A 24,537-nucleotide genomic window follows, 5' to 3' on the forward strand; every position below is an offset into this window, starting at 1 on the left:
AGGCATGAGCACTTCTCCCGCCATCGAGGCCACGGCCGACGTTGCGCCCTGCTGCGTGCTCGGCGAGACGATCGACGACAGCGTCGCCCACGACCTGGCCAAGGTGTTCAAGGCCCTCGGCGACCCCACCCGGGTCAAGCTCATGTCCCTCATCGCCGGCAGCAGCGACGGCGAGATGTGCGTATGCGACCTCACCGAGCCCGTCGGCCTCTCCCAGCCCACCGTCTCCCACCACATGAAACTGCTCGTCGAGGCCGGGCTCGTCGCCCGCGAGCAGCGCGGCCGCTGGGCCTACTACCGACCCACCATCGACACCCTCGCCGCCGCCGCCAGGGCACTCATCGCCTGATGGAGCCGCCAGCCACTAGGCCGATGACGCCGGCCGACTGGCCCGCCGTCGAGGCCATCTACCGCGCAGGCATCGCGACCGGGCACACCACCTTCGAAGCGGAGCCATCGCCAGACTGGGAAGCGTTCGCCGCCGGCAAGCGCCCGGACCTCATGATCGTCGCCGTCGATGGCGACGACCGCGTGCTCGGCTGGGCCGCCGCCGGTCCCGTCTCCATGCGCGCCGTCTACCGCGGCGTGGTCGAGCACTCGGTCTACGTCGCCCCTGATGCCGCCCGTCGCGGAGTCGGATCGCGGCTCCTCTCTAACTTCCTCGAACTCGCTGATCGCTCAGGCGTCTGGACCGTCCAGTCCTCGATCTTCCCCGAGAACGCCGCCAGCCTGAGGCTTCACCAGAGCGCGGGATTCAGGGTCGTCGGACGCCGCGAGCGGATCGGGCTGATGCCGTGCGGGCCGCTAGCCGGCCAGTGGCGGGACACCGTGATGATCGAGAGACGCGCACCCGCGACGACTTCTTGAACCTCACGACTCCGGCTACGCACCGGGCCGCAAGGTGGTGGTGCTCGTCGGCCGACAAACGCGCACGGTCGACGCCTCGGCCCGTCCGTGCTAGCCTGAGGGCACTACATCCCCCACGCCTCTCCACGATGCGCACTTGGGGGATTTTCTCTGCCCGCATCGAGGAGGGAGCGTCGATGCCCCAGCCGCGCCGCGCGCCCCGCCCGCCTCGCCCGCGCGGAACACTGAGTTACGACAAGCCGCCAATGGAGCTGGAAGAGCTCGTCGACCGCCTCGCCGACCGCGGACTGGTCATCGTCAACCGGGAGCGGGCGCTGCGGCACCTGCGCCACATCGGCTACTACCGCCTCTCCCCCTACACGATCCCCTTCCAACAGGGCGGACCCGAGCATCGCCTGCGCGACGGGACGTCGTTCGACGACGTACTAGACCTCTACGTTTTCGACCGGGCGCTGCGCTCGGTGGTCATCGACGCTCTCGAGCGCGTCGAGGTCGCCGTGCGCGCGGCGCTGACCGATCACATGTCGACGGTCTACGACGACCCGCACTGGTACATGGACGCCTCGCACTTCCGCGACCGCGGCAAGCATGCGGGACTTCTGAAGATCGTCAGGGACACCTGCGACGAGCGGCTCCGCGGCACCCCGGACGCCGGGGAGGACTCGCTGGTCCACCGCTCGGCGCTCGAGCACTACCTCACCACCTACGGCTCACCCGAGCTGCCGCCGTCCTGGCTCATGGTCGAGACCCTCACCGTCGGACAGCTCACCAGCGGGTACCGGAATCTGAAGCGCCGCTCTGATCGGACCGCCGTCGCCCGGAGCATCGGCCTGACAGCGCCCTTGCTCGAGTCCTGGATGCAGACCTACGTCCGCGTTCGCAACGTCTGCGCCCACCACGGCCGACTGTGGAACGTCGGCCTCGGCGTCTACCCGGCGATCCCGAACTCGCCCACCGTGTCCTGGCTCGAAGGAACCGAAGCGCTGCCCGAGCGATCCAGAAAGCGGCTCTACCCCGTCCTCGTCTCCCTGCAGACGGTCCTGGAACCGATCTCCCCGCGCAGCGGCTGGGCGCGGCGACTTCACGAACTGGTCGACTCTCGCCCCGCGATGAACCTGCGTGGCATGGGCATCCCCGACGACTGGGCAGACAACCCGTTCTGGCGTCGACACCTCGACTGAGCCGCCTGACGATCCGTCATGACAGAGGTCGGATTACCACTCGTGGTTGGGTTGAACGCGAGCGTTCGGCTAGCGTTTCCGCTGGCAGGCCGGGCAAAAGTGGCTCGAGCGGTTCATGAAGCGCTCGCGCACGATCGGAGTGCCGCAGCGCCTGCACGGGCGACCCTCCCGCCCATATACATCCAATGTCATGCGTCCGGACTCGACAAGTTTGTGACGTTCACTCACAAGTGAGTCGAGTCGCCAGTCGACTCGCGATTCAATCGGCACTCTACTCGCACTCCTAATCCAGCACGGCAGGACGCCTTGAGGATCATGATACTGATGTGAGTCACCGGGGGCCCTGGCGCTTCAATAGAGGCTTTTCCCGCGGCGGCGACATCGAGCACTCCTCCTCGGGCATCGACGCTGCTCCTGATCTTCAACACTTGCCCGTAGTCGCCACCCGTAGCCCGGCTTGGACGCTCGCCCTGCAAGACGGTGTTCTGAGACCGGACTTCTCGCGCGATCGGGCGGTCGGTTCTCTTCCTGCCAAGGGGATGATCTTGAGGCTTTGCACGGCACACCGCCCAGGCTTTTAACGCTCACATTGCCCGGTGGAGGCGGCACCTGATGCCAGGATGGCCCGGCCGGCGAATTGTCGACCTCTCACCCGCCCGCTCTCATCGACTTCTTCCCTGCACGTTGCGGCCCCACTTGGAAGAGCTGTAGCGCTAGCACCCGCAACGCGTCCGAATCCTGCTCGACAGTGGCGGCCACCGGCCCGGGCGCGAGCTGTCGGAGACTCCCGATCTGGTGCAGGGCGAGGAGCCCGACCATGGATCGAAAGCGGAACTCGACGTCACATCTGCGAAGACCGGGCAACGCTCGGACGAGTTCGTCCAGGTATCGACCTTCGACGGAGGCGACTTCGGAGCTGAAGGCTCGGCGCAGCCGGGGATCGGGATCGCAGACGACTCGGCCAAGGAAGCGCGCAAGGTCGGCGTCATAGATGCTCCCTCGTTCTGCCAGGACGAGTGCGGCAGAGACGAAGGCGTCGACGAGCTCTGCCGCGGTCGGTCGCCCTCCGGCGAACATCTCGTCGAGCCGCCGTTCCCGCTGGGTGTTGATCCGTTCCATGGCGAGGCCGATGACGGCGCGGAAGAGTCCCTGCTTGCTGCCGAAGTGATACTTGACGGCCGCGATGTTCGCCCCGGCCTCCTCGGTGATCGCACGCACCCCTGCTCCGTCGTAGCCGTGTTCGCCGAACATGCGCAGCGCCGCCGTGATCAGGCGATCCGCGGTCTGTCGATCCGAGGTCGTTCCCATGGCACCATCTTAAACGATCGTTTGAAGACATGCGCAGGATGTGCTGGAATGGTGCCTCACGCGTCAAACGATCGATTGAATGCCGTGGCCCGCTGACGGCAACGGCAATGAGACGGAGGTTGGGATGACGAGAGCGGCCATCGTGGTGGGAGCCGGAATCGGGGGTCTGACCGCTGCCCACGCGCTGCAGCGCACCGGCTGGCGGGTCGACGTCTACGAACAGACCCCGGCGATCGCCCCGGTCGGAGCCGGCATCGGGATCGCCCCGAACGCCGTCAAGGCCCTCGACGCACTGGGATTGGGCCACCAGATCCGCAGCCGGGGACGTCGACAAGCGGGCATGGCGATCAGTGACCAGTCGGGCCGCCACCTGCTTCGACTCTCCGGAGACGACATTCTCCGCCGCTACGGAGCACCCTTCTACGCACTCCATCGAGCCACACTGCACGACATCCTGCTGAACCAGCTCGATGCCCAGGCCCTGCACACCGGGCACAGGGCAACAGCGATCGCTACCGGTATCGACTCGGCGTCGGCGACCTTCGCCACCGAGTCCGAGGAGTCGATCACGGCGACGGCCGACATGGTGATCGTCGCCGACGGGGTCCAGAGCCGCCTGCGCGCGGCACTGTTCCCTGAACACCCAGGACCGACCTACGCCGGCTACACCGTGTGGCGTGGCCACGTCGACGCCCCGACTCCGCAGATCCAGCCGGTCCTGTCAGAGACCTGGAGTCGTCGCGGCACCCGATTCGGCATCGCCGCCATCGACAGCGGCATCTACTGGTTCGCCTGCGAGAACCTCGACGAGTTCGACGCGCCGCCGCACCGGCTCGACCTGCTCGCCGACCGATTCCACGACTGGCACGACCCCATCCCCCGGCTGCTCGCCGCGACCGCCGAGTCCAGGCTGCTGCGGCAGAATGTCTACTACCTGCGCGCGCCCCTGCCCAGCTTCGTCCACGGTCGGATCGCGCTGCTCGGCGACGCCGCTCACGCAGTCACCCCCGACATCGGCCAGGGCGCATGCCTGGCCGTCGAGGACGCCGCGGTGCTCGCCGCCATGACCAACACCAGCGGCATCGACGACGGCCTTCACGACTACGACGCCCTGCGCCGCCCCCGCACCCAACGCATGGCCGCGATGTCGGGGCGGATCGGCGCTGTCGCCCAGACCAGCCACCCCCTCGCCGCCTGGTTCCGCGACCGACTGACCCGCGCCCTGCCCACGGGCCTGGCGAACCGAGCCGTCGGCGGTGCCTTCGGATGGACCCCGCCTACTGCCGGACTGGCCGCGCCGTAGATGAGGCGTGACCTGCCGGACCGGTGGTCTGCCATTCCGGCCGGGCCGAGAGGCAGGCTGGGACGACGACCGATGCGGCAGCCGCCGGCTGCGGTCGCTCATGAAGCGGTCTCGACACCCGGCGGCCGTGCGAAGGCCGGGAGCAGGACGGCCTGGATGAACCACGGCGCGTCATCCGGCTCGAGGCGGCCGGCCCGGGCCTCCTCCGCGGCTCCGTTCATCACCACGTGAGCAGTCGTCAGCAGCCAGGTCAGGGGCAGGTCGGACCGGAACGCTCCCTCGCGCTGGCCGCGCAGCAGCAGGCCGCGCATCCGGGCCTCGGCCTTCTCGTGCATCTCGCGGATGCGAGACGCGGGCAGCTCCTTCTGCGCGGCCGCCAGCAGTGCCCGGGACCGGTCGACCAGGGTCCAGCTGGAGGCGATCAGCCGCTGGAGCGCTGAGGCGGGATCGCCGTCCAGCGGCACGTCGGCCAGCACCTCGTCGCCTTTCTCGATGCTCTCGACGAGAGCGGCCTCGATGAGCTCGGCGCGCGTCTTGAAGTGCCCATACAGGGTCATCCGGCCGATGCCCGCCTCGGCGGCGATGTCGGCGACGGAGGCATCGGGGTCCTTCCGGAACGCATCAGGGGCCGCGGCGAGGATCCTCGCCCGGTTGCGCTGGGCGTCCGCCCGCTGGTTGGCCGTCTTTCCTCGGCGCACCGGCTTCTGCTCTCCAGCGCCGGCCATGCTCTTGCCGTTTGGCATGCCCCACCTCTAACTCGTACGGGAATATACGAGATACTCTAGCGGTTAGAAGTCGTACATCGATGCTTGACTTCGGTGAGGGCCTCCCGGCCCGTGACGACTCCGTCGAGAGCGAGAGGACCTGTGGAGCCATGACGACGACGACGCGAGACAGTGAGGTGCGCGATGCCTGAGGCGCGTGCATCTGCGCCCCGGACCGGGGCGAAGCAGTGGTGGGGGCTGGCGGTCCTGGTGATCCCGTCGACGCTGCTGTTCATGATGCTGACGATCCTGTTCCTGGCCGCGCCGAGCATGGCCGCCGACCTGAACCCGACGAGCACGCAGCTGCTGTGGATCCTCGACATCTACGGATTCGTCATGGCCGGGTTCCTCGTCGCGATGGGCGTCCTGGGCGACAGGATCGGCAAGCGGCTGCTCATGATGATCGGCGCGGTCTTGTTCGGGATCGTGTCCATCGCCGCGGCGTTGACGACCAGCCCCGAGCTGATGATCACCTGGCGCGCCGTCCTCGGCCTGGGCGGGGCCATGATGCTCCCGTCCACCCTGGGACTGATCTTCGTGCTCTTCGCCGATCCGAAGGCACGAGGCGTCGCGATCGGCGTCTGGGCAGGCGGGATCTCCGCCGGCGTCGCCCTCGGACCGCTGCTGTCCGGCCTGCTGCTGGAGGTCTTCGGCTGGCAGGCGACCTTCCTGGTCGCGGTGCCGGTGATGGCACTGGTGGCCGTCGGCGCGCCGCTGCTGCTTCCTGAGCACAAGGATCCGACCGCGAGGATCGATCTGTTCAGCGCACTGCTCCTGGTGGCTTCGCTGCTGGCCATCATCTACGGCGTCAAGCGCTTCGCCACCCAGGAGCCGGCCGGGCCGTCGATCGGCCTGCTGATCGCCGGGGCCCTGGTCGGGCTGTGGTTCGTGGTCCGGCAGCTGCGCGCGGCCCAGCCCTTGCTGGACGTGCGCCTGTTCGCCAACCGCACCGTCAGCGGAGCACTCGCGGTGTTCCTCCTGTCGGCCGCGGCGCTGGGCGGGGTGTACTCCCTGTTCACCCAGTACCTGCAGCAGGTCCAGGGGCTCTCGCCCATGCAGGCCGGGCTGTCGATCCTGCCCGCCGCGGCGGTCCTCATCGTCGTCTCGACCCTCTCGCCCATGCTCGCCCGCAGGTTCCGACCCGGCAACGTGATCGCGGTCGGCCTGCTCACCCAGGTCGTCGGCTACATCCTGTTCACCCAGTTCGACGCCGGCACCGGTCTCGCGCTGGTGATCGCGAGCTTCGTCGTCGCCTACCCCGGGGTCGCGCCATCCATGGCGCTGACCACGGACCTGGTGGTGAGCTCGGTCCCACCGGAGAAGGCCGGCGGTGCCTCCGGGCTCGCGACGACCGTCAACGACCTGGGCATCTCCCTCGGCGTCGCGGTCATCGGCAGCATCGGGATCGCCGCCTACCGCAGCCAGATCAGCGGCTCCCTGCCCGATGGGCTGCCACCGGAAGCTGCGGCCGCGGCCGAGACCGGCATCGACGGGGCGCTCGCCGCCGGCGGGCAGCTGCCCGAGACGATCGGCGACGCCTTGACGACCGCGGCCCAGCAGGCGTTCACCAGCGGACTGAACGCCGCCGGGGCCGCCTCCGCGGCCATCGCCGCCGTCGCCGCGATCATCGCCGCCGTCGGACTGCGCCACATCCGCCACACCGGGCGGGCCCACGACGAGGCCGAGAAGGAGGCCGCTCGGGAGTCGTGATGCATCCCGACGCGTCGTGCCCGGCGGGCGGATGGGTCCGCCGGACACGAACGCCGACAGCCGCAATAGGTACAGCGAGAGGACGGCTGATCCGTCCCGCGACGAGCCCGCCGAACCCCGCCGAAGGAGTCACGATGACCAGGTTCAGAGCCACCATCGACGCCCTCAGACGGTCACCGACCGCGAGGCGCGTGCTGGGCTGCCTGCTCCGATGCGCCGTGTCGAGCGCATCCGCGCGCCTCTCGCAGACCGCGCCGACGCCAGGTCGGCGCGAATGAGGCTCCAAGTTCGCCTGGCCGTACGGCTGCGGCGCACGCCGCGCAGGGGCGGTGACGACTGTGCATGCCGCGGAGATGGATCAGCTGGACAGAGTGATGCCCGTGCAAATCATCCTCTCGCTCGGTGGACAGCAGCACCACTCGGGTCGTTCCGCTCATCGACCACCAGGGGCATGTTCGATACCAGAGCCGGCCGAGTGCACTGAGGCCGAACCTCGTTGGTTCAGCACGGAGGTGCTGAATGCGGATGAGCTGACCAGGCCGCCGACAGCTACCGTCGCGTTCGGGCACTGGATCACCGAAGGCCGGCACGATGGTCTGCTTCGATCAATAATGATGACCGCCGATGGTCCGAGTGGCTTCCGGTTCGATGGAGCATGGCACTTGCACCATCGCTGTCAGGAGGGCAGCGATCAGTTCGTTGCAGTGATACCGCGGACTGTTGCCGGTACTCGTAGGGTTGGTGTTCGGCCAGCCGTTAGTCGGCGGTTCGAGTTGGCTCACCGTCGCGGCCGGAGCGTGGTACAAACTCGCGCAGAATAGATTCGGCTCGGTCGATGAATAGCAGGTGTCCTTCGTTGGGGACAAACGTGGCTTGGCAATGTGGGAGACTGGCGGCTAGCTGATGAGCGTCGCTGCCGGGAACATTGTTGTCATCCGCGCCGTGCCAGACTTGCACCGGGACTGTCACGCTGCCCAGCGAAAAACCCCATGGTCGGGTGAACAGGATCCGAAGATCCCAGGCAAAACCCCTCCCACCCTGCCGAAACGCGGCACGCGCATCGGCATCGATCGCTGCTGCGAGGTCAGGGCTGGAGTCGATGCGATCCTGGTCGACGCCGGACATGCCATCACGTAGAGCGGCTAGGCCCCCGCCGGGCCGACGCGACTGACGGGCCATCCGCCAGCCCACGACACCGGCCAGGAAAGGGACTTTGCGCAGCTGGAGGAGTCCTCGTCGTTGGGGGAGCTGACCGTCGGTCAGCCCCTCCAGAGCACCGGTCTTCGGAAGCGGTGCGATCCCGCTGACGACAACAACGTTGGTGACCCGCTCGGACAACTCGTGTGCACAACAGAGCGCGTACGGGCCCCCGCCTGACACTCCCAGGATTCCGAACTGTTCCAGGCCCAGCCGGTCGGCCAAGTTCGTGACGGCGGCCGGCCAATCAGCAAGCCGACGGCCCTTCGTGAACGGCGAGTTGCCATACCCGGGCCTATCGGGCGCAATCACCCGCACGCCCAGGGTGTGACCGGCGGAATCGAACGCACGGGCTTCGACATGAGAGCCGGGCAGGCCATGGCAGAACAGGACCGGCCACCCGTCCCGAGCACCGTACTCGACAAAACTCAGCCCGCTTTTAGGCACGCTATTGGTTCGCTGGATGTCGTACTCCATTCGCGAATGGTAGCTGAAGGGCCGCGCACCCGAAGAGGTGCGCGGCCCCGATGCCTCAGTTCTCCTGGTAGGCGATCACCGCCATCATCCCGGCCTCCCCGTGGTAGACGTTGTGGCAGTGCGTGAGCCACCGCCCGGGGTTGTCGGCGTCGAACTCGACGCGCAGCGTCTTGTTGGGAAGGACGATCGCAGTGTCCTTGCGTGGCCCGCCGCCGGGGAGCTGGTAGGTGTGCCCGTGCAGGTGCATCGGGTGCCACATCGTGGTCGAGTTCTTGAACTCGAGGGCGACCCGCTCCCCGTCGGCGATGCCGAGGGCGTCGCGCATCGGCTGGTCCATGTCCATGCGCTTGCCGTTGATCGCCCAGTCGTACTTCTCCATGCCCCCGGTCAGCTCAAGGGCGACCGTCCGGTCGACGTCGCGCTCGGGAAGAGCGACCGCGCTCGCTGCCCTGAGGTCGGCCGCTGTGGCCGGACTCTTCGTCTGCGGAAGCTTCGCTTGCTTCGACGGTGCGGGGCCGGATCCGGTGCGCAGGACGGCGAGGGCCTGGTCCTGCTTCCCCACGGCCTCGGCGACGACCGCGAACGCGCCGTCGCCGACGGTGATGACCGCGTCGTAGCGCTCCCCCATGCCGAGCACGACGCTCTCGGCCTCGTGAGGTTCGACCGGGAAGCCGTCGGTGTGGGTGATCGTCAGCGGGTGCTCGGCGACGCCGAAGCGGAAGGCGGTGTCGCCGCCGGCATTGATGATCCTCAGCCTGATCCGCTCCCCGGGCTTGGCACTGAAGGTCTGCGGGTCGTTAGCGGGAGTGCCGTTGATCAGGTAGAGAGGGTAGTAGACGTCGCCGGCGTCGCCGCCGAGCAGCGGCGAGGTCGCGCCCATCAGGGTGTTGCCCATCCGCATCGGCCCCATGTCCATGCCGCCGTGGTCCATCATCCCCTGGCTCAGCTCCTTGAGGACCTCGTCCGGTGTCGCGGTGACGCCGTCGAGCCAGTCGTCCAGGACGATGACCCATTCCTTGTCGTAGTCGGCCTTCTCGTTCGGGTCGTCGATGATCAGCGGTGCGTACAGGCCGCGGTCGAGCTGGGTGCCGACGTGGGGGTGGAACCAGAACGTGCCCGGCTCGGGGAGGGTGAACTCGTAGGCGAACGACCCGCCGGGCTGGACGGGCTCCTGGGTGAGGTTCGGCACGCCGTCCATGTCGTTGCGCAGCGCGAGACCGTGCCAGTGCACGGTGGTCGGGTCGGGGAGGCCGTTGGTGAGGGCGACCTTCAGGGTGTCGCCGACGTTGCCGCGCAGCGGCTCGGTCGCGGACGCCCCCCGGTAGGCCCAGGTCTTGGCGGCCTTCCCGCCGAGGTCGAGCGTGACGGGCTCGGCGGTCAGCGCGCGCTGCACGACTGCCCCGGTGCGGCGGCGCTTCGCCTCGGCCGCGGTGACCGCGGCGCTGCCGGGTTTGACGAACGAGGTCGCCTTGTTGGTGGTCGCCTTGCTGGTGGAGGTGGTGCTGCAGCCGGCGAGGCCGGCGGCGGCGAGCGTCAGTGCGCCGGCGGTCAGGAACTGCCGGCGGTTCAGGTTCGGATTCATGGGTGCTGAGGTCCTTCGTGGTCGTTGGTGAGCGGTGCCACGGCTTGGGCCGGCGGGCTCGGCGATCACTGGGGGATCGGGCGCGCTGGGCTCACAGACCCCCGGGGTGGGCCGGCGTCATTGACGCGATGTCGTGGCGGGTGCGGCAGGGTCAGGCCCCGCCGCGAAGGGCGGTGAGCGCCGCGTCGGCGCGCACCGCTGCTCACGTTCGATGGATCGACAGCTCCAGGTGGGTCAGCGCGAACCGGCGAGGGGTCTGGGACGGCGGCGTCGGAGCGGCTGCGGGGACGAGTTCGGGCAGGCTTACGACCGGCGGGCCCGGCAGGGCCGGGACGCTCTTGCCGGTCGGCACCGAGGCGCAGACGGAGCCGCCACCGCCGCTCATGGCGTCCGCGCAGCCACCGGAGCCGTGCACCATGCCGTGCGATCCGGACGCGGTCGGCGCGGGAGGGGCGATCGCCGCGCCGACCATGCCGTGCGACGCCGAGGACACGTGACCCGACGCCGCCGTCGAGGCGGTCACCGCGGCGGACCCTCCGACCAGCGCGTGCATGCCGAGGAGGCCCGCGATCAGCAGGGCCGCGAGGACGAAGAGCTGCAGCCGGTGCCGGCTGCGGCGGGGTTCGTCGGTCGCGGTCTCCACAGTCCAGAGCATACCCCGGTGGCGTATCCCTCCGATGCCGCGGGTCGTCCGGAGCCGACCCCGGGACCGCCTTGCGGGAATACCCAGCGGGGGTATACGGTTGCTCCCGTACGGGTACCCGCCAGGGGTACCCACGATGAGGAGGATATCCGATGGCTGCGAACGAGTACCAGGTGACGGGCATGACCTGCGGGCACTGCGAGATGTCGGTCCGCGAAGAGGTCAGCGAGGTCCCCGGCGTCGAGGACGTCCGGGTCAGCGCGCAGACCGGCAAGCTCGTCGTCTCCGGCTCCGGCGAGATCGACGACGCGAAGGTCCTGGCCGCCGTCGAGGAGGCCGGCTACACGGCCGTGCGCGCCTGACGACCCGGCCAGCGCGGCTCACGCTCCCCGCCAACCCCGAGGGCGACGGGGGCTGAGCGCCTACCACTGAACGCATGGCGCATGACCGCCCCGGCGCACGGACCGGACGCCGCTGAGCCCCGGAGGAAGAAGAGAAGGGAAAGAGGATGACTGCACCAGCGCCGCTCAGTGCGGACGCCGGCATCGAGCTCGAGATCGGCGGGATGACCTGCGCCTCGTGCGCGAACCGGATCGAGCGCAAGCTCAACAAGCTCGACGGCATCACTGCCACGGTGAACTACGCCACCGAAAAGGCCAAGGTCACCGTGCCCGACGGCTACGACCCGGCGCTGCTGGTCGCCGAGGTCGAGAAGACCGGCTACACCGCGGCACTGCCCAAGCCTCCGAGCTCCACGACCGCTGAGGCGGCCCCGGGCGAGAGGGAGGGCGAGGCCGCCGATCCTGAGCTGACCTCGCTCAAGCAGAGGCTGATCGGGTCGATCGTGCTCACCGTCCCGGTGATCGCGATGGCCATGGTCCCGGCCCTGCAGTTCACCTACTGGCAGTGGGCCTCGCTGACCCTGGCCGCGCCGGTGATCGTCTGGGCGGGCTGGCCGTTCCACAAGGCGGCGTGGACCAACCTCAAGCACGGCACCGCGACGATGGACACGCTCGTCTCGATGGGCACCTCGGCGGCGTTCCTGTGGTCGCTCTACGCGCTGTTCCTCGGCCACGCCGGTATGCCGGGCATGAAGCACCCGTTCGAGCTCGCCCTGGCCCGCTCCGACGGCGCGGGCAACATCTACCTCGAGGCCGCCGCCGGGGTGACGATGTTCATCCTCGCCGGCCGCTACTTCGAGAAGCGGTCCAAGCGCCAGGCCGGCGCGGCGCTGCGCGCCCTGCTCGAGCTCGGCGCGAAGGAGGTCTCGGTGCTGCGCGACGGGACCGAGGTGAAGATCCCGATCGAAGACCTCCAGGTCGGCGACGAGTTCGTCGTCCGCCCCGGCGAGAAGATCGCCACCGACGGCGCGGTCGTCTCCGGCACCTCGGCCGTGGACGCCTCCATGCTCACCGGAGAGTCCGTGCCCGTCGAGGTCGGCGAGGGCGACCCGGTCACCGGGGCCACCGTCAACGCCGGCGGACGGCTGGTCGTGCGGGCGACCCGGGTCGGCTCGGACACCCAGCTGGCACAGATGGCCCAGCTGGTCGAGGACGCCCAGTCCGGCAAGGCCGCCGTCCAGCGCCTGGCCGACCGGATCTCGGGCGTGTTCGTCCCGATCGTCATCGCCATCGCGCTCATCGCCCTGGCCGCGTGGCTGATCTCCGGTGCCGGCGTCTCCGCCGCCTTCACCGCCGCGGTCGCCGTCCTCGTCATCGCCTGCCCCTGCGCCCTCGGCCTGGCCACCCCCACCGCCCTGCTGGTCGGCACCGGCCGCGGCGCGCAGATGGGCGTGCTCATCAAGGGCCCCGAGGTCCTGGAGTCCACCCGCAAGGTCGACACCGTGGTGCTGGACAAGACCGGCACCGTCACCACCGGCAAGATGACCCTGATCGACGCGATCGTCGAGCCCGGCACCGACCGAGCCGAGCTGCTCCGCCTGGCCGGCGCGCTGGAGGACGCCTCCGAGCACCCGATCGCCCAGGCCATCGCCAAGGGCGCGGTCCACGAGGTCGGCCGGCTGCCGACGCCGGAGGACTTCGCCAATATCGAGGGCAAGGGCGTCCAGGGCGTCGTCGACGGCCACGCCGTCCTCGTCGGCCGGGAGTCCCTGCTCGCCGACTGGTCCCAGCACCTCTCCCCCGACGTCGCCGTCGCCAAGGTCGCAGCCGAGGACGAGGGCAAGACCGTCGTCGCCGTCGGCTGGGACGGCCAGGCCCGCGGTGTCCTCGTCGTGGCCGACGCTGTCAAGCCCACCAGCGCGGAAGCCATCGCCGGGCTGAAGGGCCTGGGTCTCACCCCGGTGCTGCTCACCGGCGACAACGAGGCCGTCGCGAAGCGGATCGCCGCCGAGGTCGGCATCGAGAAGGTCATCGCCGAGGTCCTGCCCAAGGACAAGGTCGACGTCGTCACCCGCCTCCAGGACCAGGGCAAGGTCGTCGCGATGGTCGGCGACGGCGTCAACGACGCCCCGGCGCTGGCCCAGGCCGACCTGGGCCTGGCGATGGGCACCGGCACCGACGTCGCCATCGAGGCCTCCGATATCACCCTCGTCCGCGGCGACCTCCGCAGCGCGGTCGACGCGATCCGGCTCTCCCGCAAGACCCTCGGCACGATCAGGACCAACCTGTTCTGGGCCTTCGCCTACAACGTCGCGGCCATCCCGGTCGCCGCGCTGGGCATGCTCAACCCGATGCTCGCCGGCGCGGCGATGGCGTTCTCATCCGTCTTCGTCGTCGGCAACAGCCTCCGCCTGCGCGGGTTCCGCAGTGTCGCCAAGCAGTGACGCCGCAGGACCACCCATCTCCCGCACCGATACACGAAAGGCACCCACCGAGAATGAGCAACGCACACCAGGCACCCACCAGCTGCTGCACCTCCCCCGCATCTGAGGCATCCGCCCCCGAGGCACCTGTCAGCGCCGGGTCCGGCTGCTGCAGCACGACAGGCGCAGAGCGACCCGCGGCCGAGCCGGACGGCCGCGAAGACCTGCTCTCCGGCGGCGAGGACACCGCCACCTGCCCCGTCATGGTCGGCAACCCGGTCAGCAAGAAGGCGGCCCAGGCACAGGGCCTCTTCCGCGACTACGACGGCACGCGCTACTGGTTCTGCTGCGCCGGCTGCGGACCGGCCTTCGACGCCGACGCGGCCAAGTACGCCGCCACCACGGCCTGACCCTCCGACGCGGACCGCGGCATCATCGCTGCGGTCCCCGTCCTCCGGCCGGAGCAACCGCTCCAGGAGCATATCGGTCAGCCATTTGCCACATACCCCATAGGGGTATAAGGTTGGTCGGGTCAGATCGAACGAACAGGAGACTTTATGCGCAAGCGCCTCATGACGACCATCGCGGCAGGAGTGCTCGGCGGAGCGCTGGTGCTGACCGGCTGCGGCACCGGCGGGCAGGACCAGGGGTCGCCCGCTACCTCGGGAAGCCACCAGGGCCACGGCAGCAGCAGCAGCAGCACGGACAGCGGCGAGATGGAGCACCCGATGGACGGCGGCCCCGCCCCGGCGGGCATCGAGAAGGCCGCATCCCCGAAGTACCCGGTCGGCACCGAGGTGAGGCTCACTGCCGACCACATGGAGGGCATGGACGGGGCGAAGGCCACGATCGTCGGTGCTTTCGACACCTACACCTACGCGGTGAACTTCACGCCCACCACCGGCGGGGAGCCGGTCACCGACCACAAGTGGGTCGTGCAGCAGGAGATCAAGGACGCCGGCGACCAGCGGCTGGCCGACGGCACCGAGGTCACCCTGGAGGCCGAGCACATGAAGGGCATGAAGGGCGCGAAGGCCACCATCGCCTCCTCCACCGACCAGACCGTCTACATGGTCGACTACGAGGCCGACGGGATGACGATGACCAACCACAAGTGGGTCGTGGAGAGCGAGATTCAGCCGGCCTCCTGAGCCGGCCGCCGCGATCCTGGAGGATCCGCGGGAGCAGGGCACGACCCGGACGAGGGGAACCAGACCGATGACAGATCCGAACCCGCACCAGCACCACCGCGGTAGCGTCGCCGACGCGCCGGCGCGAGACGAGGACCCGGCCACGGCGATGCCGGACCACGGCCACGCGGGCCATGATGCCGAAGCGCACGCCGGGCACCAGGGGCACGCCACTGGGCACGCCTCGCACGACCAGCACGGCGGTCATGCAGGCCACGGGGACCACGTGGGCCAGTTCCGCAGGCTGTTCTGGATCAACCTCGTCATCGCGGTCCCGGTGGTCGCGCTCTCCCCGATGTTCGCGATGCTGCTGGGCTACTCGGTGCCGGGCTGGGCGGGCTGGGTCGCCGGCGTGCTCGGCACCGTCATGTACGCGTGGGGCGGCCGGCCGTTCCTGACCGGGGCCTGGAGCGAGTTGAAGAGCCGCCAGCCCGGGATGATGCTGCTGATCGCGCTCGGGATCACCGTCGCGTTCCTCGCCTCCTGGGCCGCCACGCTCGGGCTCGTCCACCACGAGCTGGAGTTCTGGTGGGAGCTGGCGCTGCTGATCGTCATCATGCTGCTGGGCCACTGGATCGAGATGCGCTCCCTGGCCCAGACCACCTCGGCGCTGGACTCCCTCGCCGCGCTGCTGCCCGACGATGCCGAGCGCGTCGAGGGCGACGAGATCGTGACGGTCGACCCGTCCGAGCTGCGCGTCGGCGACGTCGTCATCGTCCGCCCCGGAGGCAGCGTCCCGGCCGACGGCACCGTCGTCGACGGCCGCGCCGACATGGACGAGTCCATGATCACCGGCGAGTCCCGCCCGGTCGCCCGCGGCGAGGGCGACCCGGTCACCGCCGGCACCGTGGCCACCGACTCCGGCCTGCGCGTGGAGATCACCGCCACCGGCGACGACACCGCGCTGGCCGGCATCAACCGGCTGGTCGCCGAGGCGCAGGGCTCCTCCTCCCGCGCCCAGCGCATCGCCGACCGCGCCGCCGCGTGGCTGTTCTGGTTCGCCCTCGGAGCAGCCCTGGTCACCGCGACCGTCTGGACCCTGGCCGGCAGCCCCGACGACGCGGTCGTGCGCACCATCACCGTGCTCGTCATCGCCTGCCCCCACGCCCTGGGCCTGGCCATCCCGCTGGTCGTCTCCATCGCCACCGAGCGCGCCGCCCGCGGCGGCGTCCTGGTCAAGGACCGCCTCGCCCTGGAGTCCATGCGCCAAGTCGACGCCGTCCTGTTCGACAAGACCGGCACCCTCACCCGCGGCGAGCCCACCGTCACCGGCGTCGAACCGACCGGCGACCTGGACGCCGACGCCGTCCTCGCCCTCGCCGCCTCGGCCGAGGCCGATAGCGAGCACCCGCTCGCCAAGGCCATCGTCGCCGCCGCCAAGGAGAAGGGCCTCGCCCTGGAGCGGGCCGGCGGCTTCTCCTCCTCGCCCGCCGTCGGCGTCACCGCGACCGTCGCCGGGCAGGAGATCCGCGTCGGCGGGCCCCGGCTGCTCGAGGACACCGGACAGTCGGAGATCGAAGCCGCCGAGGAGTGGCGGGCCGAGGGCGCGATCATCCTGCACGTCCTGCGCGACGGCAAGGTGCTGGGCGGCCTCCGGCTCGCCGACGAGGTCCGGCCGGAGTCCCGCGACGCCGTCGACGCGCTCCACCAGCTGGGGGTCGAGGTCGTCATGATCACCGGCGACGCCGAAGCCGTGGCGAACGAGGTCGGCCAGGAACTCGGCATCGACCGCGTCTTCGCCGGCGTCCGCCCCGAGGACAAGTCCGCGAAGGTCGCCGCGCTCCAGCACGAGGGCAAGAAGGTCGCCATGGTCGGCGACGGCGTCAACGACGCCCCCGCGCTCGCGCAGGCCGACGTCGGCGTCGCCATCGGGGCCGGCACCGACGTGGCCATCGCCTCCGCCGGTGTCATCCTGGCCAGCTCCGATCCGCGCAGCGTGCTCTCGGTCATCCAGCTGTCGAGGGCCGCCTATCGGAAGATGAAGCAGAACCTGTGGTGGGCCGCCGGCTACAACCTGATCTCCGTCCCGCTCGCGGCCGGCGGCCTCGCCCCCGTCGGGTTCGTCCTGCCCATGTCGGTCGGCGCGATCCTGATGTCGATCTCCACCGTCGTCGTCGCCCTCAACGCCCAGCTGCTGCGGCGCATCGACCTCACACCCCAAGCCAGCACCCGCTCCGTCCTGGAGCGCCAGAAGTGAAGGACACGTTCATGACCACCGACAGCGCCACCGACAGCACCGCCACACAGACCGAGACTGTGGCCCATCAGCACGGCTACATCAGCGACAAGGACCGCTACCTCCAGCGGATGAGGCGCATCGAGGGCCAGGCCCGCGGGATCGCGAAGATGATCGACGACGAGAAGTACTGCATCGACATCCTCACCCAGGTCTCCGCCCTCACCCGTGCTCTGCAGGGAGTCGCCACCGGCCTGCTCGACGACCACCTCAAGCACTGCGTCCTCGACGCCGCCAAGCTCGGCGACGACGATGCCGCCATCGCCAAGATCCAGGAAGCCAGCGACGCCATCAACCGCCTCGTCCGCTCCTGAGGGCCGACGAGCAGCGCGTCCGCGCAGAGGAGGAGGAACCCCATGCCCCGCTTCGACCGGCTGACCCCGGAGACCGCCGTCGGCGCGTCCCGCGAGCTGCTCGGCGACCTCGTCGAGCGGCACGGCACCGTCGGCGACATGGTCTCCACCATGGCCCACTCGCCCGCCGTGCTCGGCGGGTACCTGCAGCTGAGCCGGGCCATGCGCCGCGCCAAGCTCGATCGCAGGGTCAGCGAGCTGATCTCCATCGCGGTCCAGTCGCAGCAGGGCTGCGGGATCTGCCTGGCCTCGCACGAAGACGCCGCCCGATCGCTCGGCGTCGCGGAGGAGGAGATCGAGCTCGCCCGCCAGGGCACCTCCTCCGACCCCGCCGTCGCGGCGATCATCCGGCTCGGGCTGCGGGTCTACCGCGAGCCGGCCACCGTCACCGACGCGCAGGTCGACGAGCTCCGCGCGCTCGGCCACAGCGACCGGGCGATCGCCGACGTCGTCGGCGTCGTCTCCCTCAACATCCTCACCGGCGCGTTCAACCTCGTCGCCGGACTCACACCCGGCGGACAGCGTTGACAGCTGCAGCGCCCGGCAGAGCGGTCCGTCGGGTGCAGGCAACGCCGACCGGCGGGCCGGTTCCCGGCGGCGCGTCGCCTCAGCGGGCGTCGCGCCCGACGGCGAAGAGTGCCCGTCCGTCGTCACCGACCACGTCGCGCGGACGCTTGACGGCGTGAACCCGGGTGAAGCGGGTGCCGGTCAGGTGGAATCTGGTCAGCTCAGAGATCTTCTTGGCTCGTCGCCGGCAGCGCCGTGACGAAGCCGCACGGCGACGGCGACGGTCAAGCCAGCGATGACGGCCGCCACCGTGTTGGGGACGACCAGGGCGATGTCGCCGGAAGCAATTCCGTAGCCGACCCACAGGCAGAATCCGGGCAGAAGAAGCGCCAGGTAGCCGATGGAGACGTCAGCCGCAGACCGTCTGCGCAGCATCCTGCGCAGTTGCAGCAGCGGGGCGACCGCCATGACCACGCCCCAGGTCGCAGCGCAGACGGCGAGAACAGTGGTGAGCACGAGCACTCCAATCGCGAAGCGCACATGCCGTGGGACGACGCCCTCCCAGCCGAAAGGGGGCGCACGCGCCGTCGAAGCAGATTCTACCGAATCAGCGCTTCGAGTCAGCAGCGCCGCGCCACCTTCCAGGAAGCCGCCGCGGCGTTGAACCCGATGCCGGGACAGCTACCCAGCAGCGGCCGTCACCCGCACGGCCATCTCGTCCACGTTCGGCAGGTGCCGCTTCACCGACGCCTCGGCCTCGCCCGCCAGCCGGTCGGCGTCGGTCAGGCTCATTGCTCGGGTACGGACGACGGCGTCGCCGTGGAGCCGGTGGCCGACCCAGCGCAGCCGCACCCGCTGCACCGACTCGACCTCGGCCAGGTGCTCCAGCGCGTGCTCGGCCCGGTCCACCAGCTCGGGCTCGATGCCGTCCATCAGCCGGCGGCCGACCGAACGGATGGTGCCGATCAGCAGCACCGCGATCATCGCGGAGATCAGCAGGCCGACGATCGGGTCGGCCAGCGGGAAGCCGAGCAGCACGCCGATCCCGCCGGCGACGACGGCCAGGGAGGTGAAGCCGTCGGTGCGGGCGTGGACGCCGTCGGCGACCAGCGCCGCCGAGCCGATCCTGCGCCCCACCCGGATCCGGTAGACCGCGACCGCCTCGTTGCCGAGGAAGCCGATCACGCCGGCGGCGATCACCCAGCCGATGTTCTCCATCGTCCGCGGGTGGACGATCCGGTCGATCGCCTCCCACGCCGCGATCACCGATGACAGGGCGATCATCAGCACGATGAACAGCCCGGCGAGGTCCTCGGCCCGGTTGAAACCGTAGGTGTACTTCCGGGTGGCGACCCGACGCGACAGCACGAACGCGATCCACAGCGGCACCGCGGTCAGGGCATCGGACAGGTTGTGGATCGTGTCGGCCAGCAGCGCCACCGACCCGGAGAATGCGACGACCACGGCCTGCAGCACGGTCGTGGCCAGCATGATCACCAGGCTGATCTTCAGCGCCCGAATCCCCTCCGAGTGCGCCTCCATCGCGTCGTCGATCGAGTCGGCGGCGTCGTGGGAGTGCGGCACGAAGATCCCGTACAGGAAGCCCTTGAACCCCGTCGGGTGCGAGTGACCGTGCTCGCCGTGGTCGTGGGAGTGGCCGGGCCCGTGGGAGTGGCCATGGTCGTGACCGTGCGGATGCCCGTCGTGCTCATGCCCATGCCCGTGCCCGAGCGCTGCGGCCTCGTGCTCGTGGTCGGCGTGCGGATGGGCGTGGCTGTGCTGGGTCATGCTTGTGCTCGTTCCTGGTGGTGATGCGCCGGGAGTCGTCCGTCGGCGACGGAGTGCTCGGCCTGGAAGATCGCGTCGGACACCAGCTGGGAGGCGTGCTCGTTCTCCAGCCGGTAGAACACCCGTTGCCCGTCCTGCCGGGTCGACACGATCCGGGCCATCCGCAGCTTCGCCAGGTGCTGCGACACCGCGGCCGGCGACTTGCCCACGCTCTCGGCGAGGCGGTTCACCGACAGCTCGTCGCTGCCGCGCAGCGCCAGGATGATCCGGACCCGGGTCGCGTCGGCGAGGAGCCCGAACACCTCCACGGCGAGCTCCACGTACTGGCTGTCCGGGTCGAGCCCGCACATCTGCTTATCTGCGTCCATACGCAGATTATTGCATATCCTCGCCTGCTGATCCTCCGCGTCGCAGCTCCTGGCCGTGCAGCTCGGCCAGGAAGGCGGGGCGGCGCTCTGGTTCGCCTCGTCGCAGCGGCAGCGCATCGCCGCTTGATGCTCTCGACAGCGGGTAGTTCTCCGTCCGTGGACCACGATCGGGCGCGGCACCGGCTCGGTCGCGGCGGACGACGTCACCTCTTGCGGTGTCTGGTGAGAGCGCCGTGCCGTCGCCGAACAGGATGAGGGGAGGAGGATCTCTGGTGGATGTCGTGAGTGCGGTCGGTCGTGCGCTGGCGATGGCCGGTGCTATGGGATGGCAGATCCTGTGGCCGCTCGTCCTCGGCTTCACGCTGTCGGGCGTGATCCAGGCAGTCGTGCGCAAGGAGCGCGTCACCCGGCTGATGTCTGCCGACTCGCCCAAGTCCATCGCGGTCTCGACGCTGTTCGGCGCTGCGTCCTCGTCGTGCTCCTACGCCGCTGTCGCGCTGGCGCGGGCCCTCTTCCGCAAAGGCGCGCACTTCGCGGCCGCGATGGCCTTCGAGATCGCCTCGACCAACCTGGTGCTCGAGCTCGGGCTGGTGCTGTGGTTCGTCATGGGCTGGCAGTTCACCGCCGCGGAGTTCGTCGGCGGACCGATCATGATCGCGCTGGTCGCGCTCGGATTCCGGGTCTGGATGCGCGGTCAGATCGTCGACGCTGCGCGCCGGCAGGCCGATCAGGGCCTCGCCGGTTCGATGGAGGGCCACGCCGCCATGGACATGTCGGTGCAGGGCGACGCCGGCTTCTGGGCCAGGCTGCTGTCCAGGCGCGGGGTCACCGCGGTCTCCCGCTACTTCGTGATGGACTGGGCCGCCGTGCTCCGCGACATCGTCCTCGGCCTCCTGATCGCCGGGGCCTTCGCCGCATGGGTGCCCCGGTCCTGGCTCCAGGCGGCGTTCTTCGCCCACGACCCGGTCGCCGCGTTCGTCCTCGGCCCCCTGATCGGCCCGCTGCTGGCCGTGATCAGCTTCGTCTGCTCGGTCGGGAACGTGCCGCTGGCGGCGGTGCTGTGGAACGGCGGCATCAGCTTCGGCGGCGTGGTCAGCTTCCTGTTCGCCGACCTCATCATCATCCCGATCCTCCTGATCTACCGGAAGTACTACGGATGGAAGGCGACCATCCGGATCAGCCTGATCTTCTACGCCGCCATGGCGATCGCCGGGTACGTCGTCGAACTGATCTTCGGCCCGCTCGGGCTCGTCCCCAGCTCCCGGGACCTGTCCATCGGCGAGACCGGGATCAGCTGGAACTACACCACCTGGCTCAACATCGCCTTCCTCGCCCTCGCCGGCCTCCTGCTGCTGGTCTTCTTCCGCACCGGCAGCGGCAGCATGCTCCGCATGATGGGCGGATCCCCCGAATCCACCGAACCCGGCAGCTCCGGCTCGCCCGCCCACAGCTGACCTGGGCCGGCACGGACCGCCAGGCTCCAGCCGATCGGCGACCAGCCGCTGCCCGGGCTGGCCGGCACCGCTCCGGCCGTGTCCTGACGGCTACTCATCCCAGGGCATCCCCGTCCTGTGCCCAGCTCGGCAGCCGCTTCGGCTCGTCGTGACGCAGCCCCGGGTCGTGTGAGCCCAAGCGCAGCGCCGCCTCGCCGAGGACAGCCGGGTCGTCGTCCTCATCTCAGCTTGCCTTGACCCGGCTCCAAGGCGGCGCAAGAAGTCCAGGCAATCTGAGGTACGGTGTCCCCGTGCACGTGCGCTCGGACCGAACATCCAGCCGATTCGTCGGCTGGATTGTCGTCCTGATCGCGGCCGTCGCGATCGTTTTCGGGGCGGTAGTCACCACTCAATCCACCGGACAGACGTCGCCGGCGGCGCAGGCCGCCGCCGCGGCTCCGCACCAGCCAGCCCCGGCCGAATTCAACGCAGGTGACCACGGCCGGCAGGCAACCGTGGTGGCGGCGGTGTCGCCCTCTCTCCACGCAGCGCCGGTGAACAGCGGCTTCTTGATGAACTCTCCCTCCGATTCCGACCAGGGATCAGGGGACGGCAGCTGCCCGATGCTCGCGGCGGCCTGCATGATCGCCCTCGTCGTGCTCCTGGTCAGCTGGAGGCTGCGCCGTCCCGGCACATCGGTGATCCGCCTACTGCCGCGGATCACGGCCCAGGCCAGGCAGAACCCGCACTATCGGCGTGTGCCGGCGGTGCGATCGCCGCTCATGCTCGGGATCTGCCTGACCTGATCGACGGTCGGGGACGGTCAATCCTCCCCTGCCGCGACGATTTCCGGCGTGCCATCGTCTCGTGCCGCCGACGCCGCGGCGAGACGATGTCTGCGCATTCCCTTCCGCATGGCCACGTCCAGCTCGCGCACCCAGAGGGTGCTCCGGTTCGCGCGAAGTTCCCGCGCACCGGCCCGCCTTCGGTGATCGGCATCGACGTGCCTCATCTTCGGAGACCCCTATGTTTCAGCTGGCAAGAACGGCCCCAATCACGTCCCGACGTGTCATTGTCGCGGCCGCCGCCTCGACAGCGCTTCTATTCGTTACCTCGGCCTGCAGTCCCGGTGCTGGTGCAGCACCGACTGGAGGCACCAGTCGTGGAGCCGTCCCCGACCCGGGTCTGGTTCTGTTCAAGCCGTCCGACCGGCAACGAGCCGCCGTCGCCGACGGGCCCACGGTCATGGGCTCGGGGACGGCGACCACGAGGCACCCGGGCAAGGTCGTGGTGATCAATGTCTGGGCGTCGTGGTGCGGCCCCTGCCGCAAGGAGGCCCCGGATCTGGCCGCTGCGAGCCGGAGCACGGCCAAGGTCGCCCGCTTCGTCGGCCTGAACATCAGGGACCAGCGCGATGCCGCGCGGGCGTTCAGCCGTGCCGTGAAGATGCCGTATCCGAGCATCTTCGACCCCCAGGGGCAACAGTTGGTCAAGTTCTCCGGGCAGCTGTCGACCACCGCCATCCCGACGACGCTGGTGATCGACAAGCAACAGCGCAGCGCGGCCCGCATCACGGGCCCGGTCGATCGCGACACCCTGATCCAATTGATCGACGACACCGCCAACGGCAGGTGAGCGGCCATGCTTGATCAACTCGCGGCGTGGGCGACGCAGTCGGTGAGCGGGTCGATGCCGGTGGCCCTCCCGGTCGCCTTCCTCGCCGGTATGGTGTCGTTCTTCTCCCCCTGCGTCATCCCGCTGCTGCCCGGCTACATCTCCTACGCCACCGGCATGTCTGCCGCCGACATCGTGGCCGGCGGCTCACGGCATCGACTCGGACGGACCCTGCTGGGCAGCGGCCTGTTCGTCGCCGGGTTCGGCGTGGTCTTCGTGACGAGCGCATCACTGGCCGGGCTGCTGGGCAGCAGGTTCGTCACGTGGCAGGACCCGGTCACCCGCGTCATGGGGGTGATCATGATCGGGCTCGGGCTGGCCTTCGCCGGTCTCCTCCGCTTCGCCCAGCGAGACCTGCGACTCAGCTGGCTGCCCCGCTTCGGGCTTCTCGCGGCCCCGCTGATCGGCTTCGTCTTCGGGCTGGGCTGGACACCGTGCATCGGACCGACCCTCGGGGTCGTGTTGACCATGGCGATGAGTCAGGCGACCGCAGCGAAGGGGGCGTGGCTGGCCATCGCCTACACGCTCGGACTCGGCATCCCGTTCATCGCCGCAGCGATCGCGTTCAACAAGATCAGCACCGCCGCCCGCGCACTGCGGAACCGGCAACAGTTGATCATGCGCATCGGAGGCGTCTCCATGATCATCGTCGGCCTGCTCATGGCCACCGGCCTGTGGACCAATGTGATCGGCGCGCTCCGGCAAACCATCAGCGGATTCGTGACGGTGATCTGATGGAGCAGCCGCGCCGAAACCGCACCCCAGACGAGCGACGACGGCGGCAACGCCAACGCGAGATGAACCGCCAACTCCGCGTCTGGACTCCACGCCGCGTCGCCGGCTGGACCCTCATCGTGCTGGCCGTGGTGATGGGCATCACGCACTGGCTGGCACACCTGGGGTGGAGACCGATCCCGTTGGCCATGGGCTGGCAGGACCTGGCGCTTGGTTACCCGGCGGCCGGCCTTCTCGGCGTCGTCGGCAGCATCATCCTCACCGCCCGCGGCCAACGGTCCGGCCGCCGCAGTCATCGCTGACGACTGTCTGAAGCGCCCTGGGTTTCGTTCCGTGGTTAGGCGGGCGCGGTCGTCGTGGGGTGAGTGTAGGACGCTTCGACCGCTGCGGGGGTGCGGTAGTCGAGAGTTTCATGCAGTCGGGACGTGTTCCACCAGTGGACCCATCCCATCGTGTT

Annotated in this window: 25 protein-coding genes and 1 pseudogene; 17 read left to right on the forward strand and 9 right to left on the reverse strand. The window is 69.6% G+C overall.

What is annotated here, in order from left to right; all coding sequences use genetic code 11:
* Positions 1–4 precede the first annotated feature (4 nt).
* The 3 genes from MHY49_RS06845 to MHY49_RS06855 all read left to right on the forward strand — a co-directional run bounded on the left by MHY49_RS06845 (position 5) and on the right by MHY49_RS06855 (position 2,048).
* A complete protein-coding gene (locus MHY49_RS06845) occupies positions 5–349 on the forward strand; it encodes a metalloregulator ArsR/SmtB family transcription factor (RefSeq protein ID WP_239203299.1) in 345 nt (114 codons plus the stop codon).
* A 23-nt stretch (positions 350–372) separates the two neighbouring features.
* On the forward strand, positions 373–867 hold the full coding sequence (locus MHY49_RS06850; RefSeq protein ID WP_239203300.1) for a GNAT family N-acetyltransferase: 495 nt from the start codon (positions 373–375) through the stop codon (positions 865–867).
* Positions 868–1,112: 245 nt separating this feature from the next.
* Positions 1,113–2,048 (forward strand): Abi family protein, encoded by a 936-nt coding sequence (locus tag MHY49_RS06855; RefSeq protein ID WP_239203301.1) that lies wholly within the window; start codon positions 1,113–1,115, stop codon positions 2,046–2,048.
* Between the two features lie 69 nt (positions 2,049–2,117).
* Here MHY49_RS06855 and MHY49_RS06860 read toward each other — a convergent pair.
* Positions 2,118–2,237: pseudogene (locus MHY49_RS06860) on the reverse strand (zinc finger domain-containing protein); the annotation flags it as partial.
* A 459-nt stretch (positions 2,238–2,696) separates the two neighbouring features.
* Positions 2,697–3,356 carry a TetR/AcrR family transcriptional regulator gene (locus tag MHY49_RS06865; protein ID WP_239203303.1) on the reverse strand — a complete coding sequence of 220 codons (660 nt, stop codon included), beginning with the start codon at positions 3,354–3,356 and terminating at the stop codon, positions 2,697–2,699.
* Positions 3,357–3,480: 124 nt separating this feature from the next.
* Here MHY49_RS06865 and MHY49_RS06870 point away from each other — a divergent pair, with 124 nt between their 5' ends.
* Positions 3,481–4,659: an FAD-dependent monooxygenase gene (locus MHY49_RS06870; protein WP_239203304.1), complete on the forward strand. Its 1,179-nt coding sequence runs from the start codon at positions 3,481–3,483 to the stop codon at positions 4,657–4,659.
* Between the two features lie 98 nt (positions 4,660–4,757).
* Here MHY49_RS06870 and MHY49_RS06875 read toward each other — a convergent pair whose 3' ends face one another.
* Positions 4,758–5,402, reverse strand: a complete 645-nt coding sequence (locus MHY49_RS06875) for a TetR/AcrR family transcriptional regulator (RefSeq protein WP_239203305.1) — start codon at positions 5,400–5,402, stop codon at positions 4,758–4,760.
* 165 nt (positions 5,403–5,567) lie between these two features.
* Here MHY49_RS06875 and MHY49_RS06880 point away from each other — a divergent pair, with 165 nt between their 5' ends.
* Entirely contained in the window at positions 5,568–7,133 is a 1,566-nt protein-coding gene (locus tag MHY49_RS06880) for an MFS transporter (RefSeq protein WP_239203306.1), read from the forward strand.
* A 756-nt stretch (positions 7,134–7,889) separates the two neighbouring features.
* Here MHY49_RS06880 and MHY49_RS06885 read toward each other — a convergent pair.
* From MHY49_RS06885 to MHY49_RS06895, 3 genes are all read right to left on the reverse strand, one after another.
* On the reverse strand, positions 7,890–8,807 hold the full coding sequence (locus MHY49_RS06885) for an alpha/beta fold hydrolase (RefSeq protein WP_239203308.1): 918 nt from the start codon (positions 8,805–8,807) through the stop codon (positions 7,890–7,892).
* 55 nt (positions 8,808–8,862) lie between these two features.
* Positions 8,863–10,389: a multicopper oxidase family protein gene (locus MHY49_RS06890; RefSeq protein WP_239203309.1), complete on the reverse strand. Its 1,527-nt coding sequence runs from the start codon at positions 10,387–10,389 to the stop codon at positions 8,863–8,865.
* Positions 10,390–10,591: 202 nt separating this feature from the next.
* Entirely contained in the window at positions 10,592–11,032 is a 441-nt protein-coding gene (locus MHY49_RS06895) for a hypothetical protein (RefSeq protein ID WP_239203310.1), read from the reverse strand.
* A gap of 152 nt (positions 11,033–11,184) precedes the next feature.
* Here MHY49_RS06895 and MHY49_RS06900 point away from each other — a divergent pair, with 152 nt between their 5' ends.
* The 7 genes from MHY49_RS06900 to MHY49_RS06930 all read left to right on the forward strand — a co-directional run bounded on the left by MHY49_RS06900 (position 11,185) and on the right by MHY49_RS06930 (position 18,103).
* Positions 11,185–11,394: a heavy-metal-associated domain-containing protein gene (locus MHY49_RS06900; protein ID WP_239203311.1), complete on the forward strand. Its 210-nt coding sequence runs from the start codon at positions 11,185–11,187 to the stop codon at positions 11,392–11,394.
* Positions 11,395–11,540: 146 nt separating this feature from the next.
* Positions 11,541–13,817 carry a cation-translocating P-type ATPase gene (locus MHY49_RS06905; protein WP_239203312.1) on the forward strand — a complete coding sequence of 759 codons (2,277 nt, stop codon included), beginning with the start codon at positions 11,541–11,543 and terminating at the stop codon, positions 13,815–13,817.
* A gap of 53 nt (positions 13,818–13,870) precedes the next feature.
* Positions 13,871–14,206 (forward strand): hypothetical protein, encoded by a 336-nt coding sequence (locus MHY49_RS19310; protein WP_370646026.1) that lies wholly within the window; start codon positions 13,871–13,873, stop codon positions 14,204–14,206.
* A gap of 147 nt (positions 14,207–14,353) precedes the next feature.
* Entirely contained in the window at positions 14,354–14,947 is a 594-nt protein-coding gene (locus MHY49_RS06915) for a YdhK family protein (RefSeq protein WP_239203313.1), read from the forward strand.
* Positions 14,948–15,014: 67 nt separating this feature from the next.
* Positions 15,015–17,183, forward strand: a complete 2,169-nt coding sequence (locus MHY49_RS06920) for a heavy metal translocating P-type ATPase (RefSeq protein WP_239203314.1) — start codon at positions 15,015–15,017, stop codon at positions 17,181–17,183.
* An 11-nt stretch (positions 17,184–17,194) separates the two neighbouring features.
* Entirely contained in the window at positions 17,195–17,536 is a 342-nt protein-coding gene (locus tag MHY49_RS06925; protein WP_255719614.1) for a metal-sensitive transcriptional regulator, read from the forward strand.
* 42 nt (positions 17,537–17,578) lie between these two features.
* Positions 17,579–18,103 carry a carboxymuconolactone decarboxylase family protein gene (locus MHY49_RS06930; protein ID WP_239203315.1) on the forward strand — a complete coding sequence of 175 codons (525 nt, stop codon included), beginning with the start codon at positions 17,579–17,581 and terminating at the stop codon, positions 18,101–18,103.
* 195 nt (positions 18,104–18,298) lie between these two features.
* Here the strand turns inward: MHY49_RS06930 and MHY49_RS06935 are convergent, their stop codons facing one another.
* From MHY49_RS06935 to MHY49_RS06945, 3 genes are all read right to left on the reverse strand, one after another.
* The gene (locus MHY49_RS06935) at positions 18,299–18,598 is read right to left on the reverse strand and encodes a SemiSWEET family transporter (protein WP_239203316.1); all 300 of its coding nucleotides are present in this window, start codon (positions 18,596–18,598) and stop codon (positions 18,299–18,301) included.
* A gap of 165 nt (positions 18,599–18,763) precedes the next feature.
* A complete protein-coding gene (locus tag MHY49_RS06940) occupies positions 18,764–19,870 on the reverse strand; it encodes a cation diffusion facilitator family transporter (protein WP_239203317.1) in 1,107 nt (368 codons plus the stop codon).
* On the reverse strand, positions 19,867–20,238 hold the full coding sequence (locus MHY49_RS06945) for a metalloregulator ArsR/SmtB family transcription factor (protein ID WP_239203318.1): 372 nt from the start codon (positions 20,236–20,238) through the stop codon (positions 19,867–19,869). The genes MHY49_RS06940 and MHY49_RS06945 overlap by 4 nt, the downstream gene beginning before the upstream one ends.
* Positions 20,239–20,510: 272 nt before the next feature.
* Between MHY49_RS06945 and MHY49_RS06950 the strand changes: the two genes are divergently transcribed.
* The 5 genes from MHY49_RS06950 to MHY49_RS06970 all read left to right on the forward strand — a co-directional run bounded on the left by MHY49_RS06950 (position 20,511) and on the right by MHY49_RS06970 (position 24,382).
* Positions 20,511–21,692 carry a permease gene (locus MHY49_RS06950; protein ID WP_239203319.1) on the forward strand — a complete coding sequence of 394 codons (1,182 nt, stop codon included), beginning with the start codon at positions 20,511–20,513 and terminating at the stop codon, positions 21,690–21,692.
* Between the two features lie 290 nt (positions 21,693–21,982).
* Positions 21,983–22,477 (forward strand): hypothetical protein, encoded by a 495-nt coding sequence (locus MHY49_RS06955; protein ID WP_239203320.1) that lies wholly within the window; start codon positions 21,983–21,985, stop codon positions 22,475–22,477.
* A 439-nt stretch (positions 22,478–22,916) separates the two neighbouring features.
* Entirely contained in the window at positions 22,917–23,306 is a 390-nt protein-coding gene (locus tag MHY49_RS06960) for a TlpA disulfide reductase family protein (protein ID WP_255719616.1), read from the forward strand.
* Positions 23,307–23,360: 54 nt separating this feature from the next.
* On the forward strand, positions 23,361–24,080 hold the full coding sequence (locus MHY49_RS06965; protein ID WP_239203322.1) for a cytochrome c biogenesis CcdA family protein: 720 nt from the start codon (positions 23,361–23,363) through the stop codon (positions 24,078–24,080).
* On the forward strand, positions 24,080–24,382 hold the full coding sequence (locus MHY49_RS06970; protein WP_239203323.1) for a hypothetical protein: 303 nt from the start codon (positions 24,080–24,082) through the stop codon (positions 24,380–24,382). The genes MHY49_RS06965 and MHY49_RS06970 overlap by 1 nt, the downstream gene beginning before the upstream one ends.
* Positions 24,383–24,537: the final 155 nt, after the last annotated feature.

This window comes from Brachybacterium sp. ACRRE (assembly GCF_022346485.1).
GTDB classification, from domain to species: Bacteria; Actinomycetota; Actinomycetes; order Actinomycetales; family Dermabacteraceae; genus Brachybacterium; species Brachybacterium halotolerans.

Coding starts and splice junctions, on each gene's coding strand:
- MHY49_RS06845 (WP_239203299.1), top strand. CDS start 5: ATGAGCACTTCTCCCGCCATCGAGGCCACGGCCGACGTTGCGCCCTGC.
- MHY49_RS06850 (WP_239203300.1), top strand. CDS start 373: ATGACGCCGGCCGACTGGCCCGCCGTCGAGGCCATCTACCGCGCAGGC.
- MHY49_RS06855 (WP_239203301.1), top strand. CDS start 1,113: ATGGAGCTGGAAGAGCTCGTCGACCGCCTCGCCGACCGCGGACTGGTC.
- MHY49_RS06865 (WP_239203303.1), bottom strand. CDS start 3,356: ATGGGAACGACCTCGGATCGACAGACCGCGGATCGCCTGATCACGGCG.
- MHY49_RS06870 (WP_239203304.1), top strand. CDS start 3,481: ATGACGAGAGCGGCCATCGTGGTGGGAGCCGGAATCGGGGGTCTGACC.
- MHY49_RS06875 (WP_239203305.1), bottom strand. CDS start 5,402: ATGCCAAACGGCAAGAGCATGGCCGGCGCTGGAGAGCAGAAGCCGGTG.
- MHY49_RS06880 (WP_239203306.1), top strand. CDS start 5,568: ATGCCTGAGGCGCGTGCATCTGCGCCCCGGACCGGGGCGAAGCAGTGG.
- MHY49_RS06885 (WP_239203308.1), bottom strand. CDS start 8,807: ATGGAGTACGACATCCAGCGAACCAATAGCGTGCCTAAAAGCGGGCTG.
- MHY49_RS06890 (WP_239203309.1), bottom strand. CDS start 10,389: ATGAATCCGAACCTGAACCGCCGGCAGTTCCTGACCGCCGGCGCACTG.
- MHY49_RS06900 (WP_239203311.1), top strand. CDS start 11,185: ATGGCTGCGAACGAGTACCAGGTGACGGGCATGACCTGCGGGCACTGC.
- MHY49_RS06905 (WP_239203312.1), top strand. CDS start 11,541: ATGACTGCACCAGCGCCGCTCAGTGCGGACGCCGGCATCGAGCTCGAG.
- MHY49_RS19310 (WP_370646026.1), top strand. CDS start 13,871: ATGAGCAACGCACACCAGGCACCCACCAGCTGCTGCACCTCCCCCGCA.
- MHY49_RS06915 (WP_239203313.1), top strand. CDS start 14,354: ATGCGCAAGCGCCTCATGACGACCATCGCGGCAGGAGTGCTCGGCGGA.
- MHY49_RS06920 (WP_239203314.1), top strand. CDS start 15,015: ATGACAGATCCGAACCCGCACCAGCACCACCGCGGTAGCGTCGCCGAC.
- MHY49_RS06925 (WP_255719614.1), top strand. CDS start 17,195: ATGACCACCGACAGCGCCACCGACAGCACCGCCACACAGACCGAGACT.
- MHY49_RS06930 (WP_239203315.1), top strand. CDS start 17,579: ATGCCCCGCTTCGACCGGCTGACCCCGGAGACCGCCGTCGGCGCGTCC.
- MHY49_RS06940 (WP_239203317.1), bottom strand. CDS start 19,870: ATGACCCAGCACAGCCACGCCCATCCGCACGCCGACCACGAGCACGAG.
- MHY49_RS06945 (WP_239203318.1), bottom strand. CDS start 20,238: ATGGACGCAGATAAGCAGATGTGCGGGCTCGACCCGGACAGCCAGTAC.
- MHY49_RS06960 (WP_255719616.1), top strand. CDS start 22,917: ATGGGCTCGGGGACGGCGACCACGAGGCACCCGGGCAAGGTCGTGGTG.
- MHY49_RS06965 (WP_239203322.1), top strand. CDS start 23,361: ATGCCGGTGGCCCTCCCGGTCGCCTTCCTCGCCGGTATGGTGTCGTTC.
- MHY49_RS06970 (WP_239203323.1), top strand. CDS start 24,080: ATGGAGCAGCCGCGCCGAAACCGCACCCCAGACGAGCGACGACGGCGG.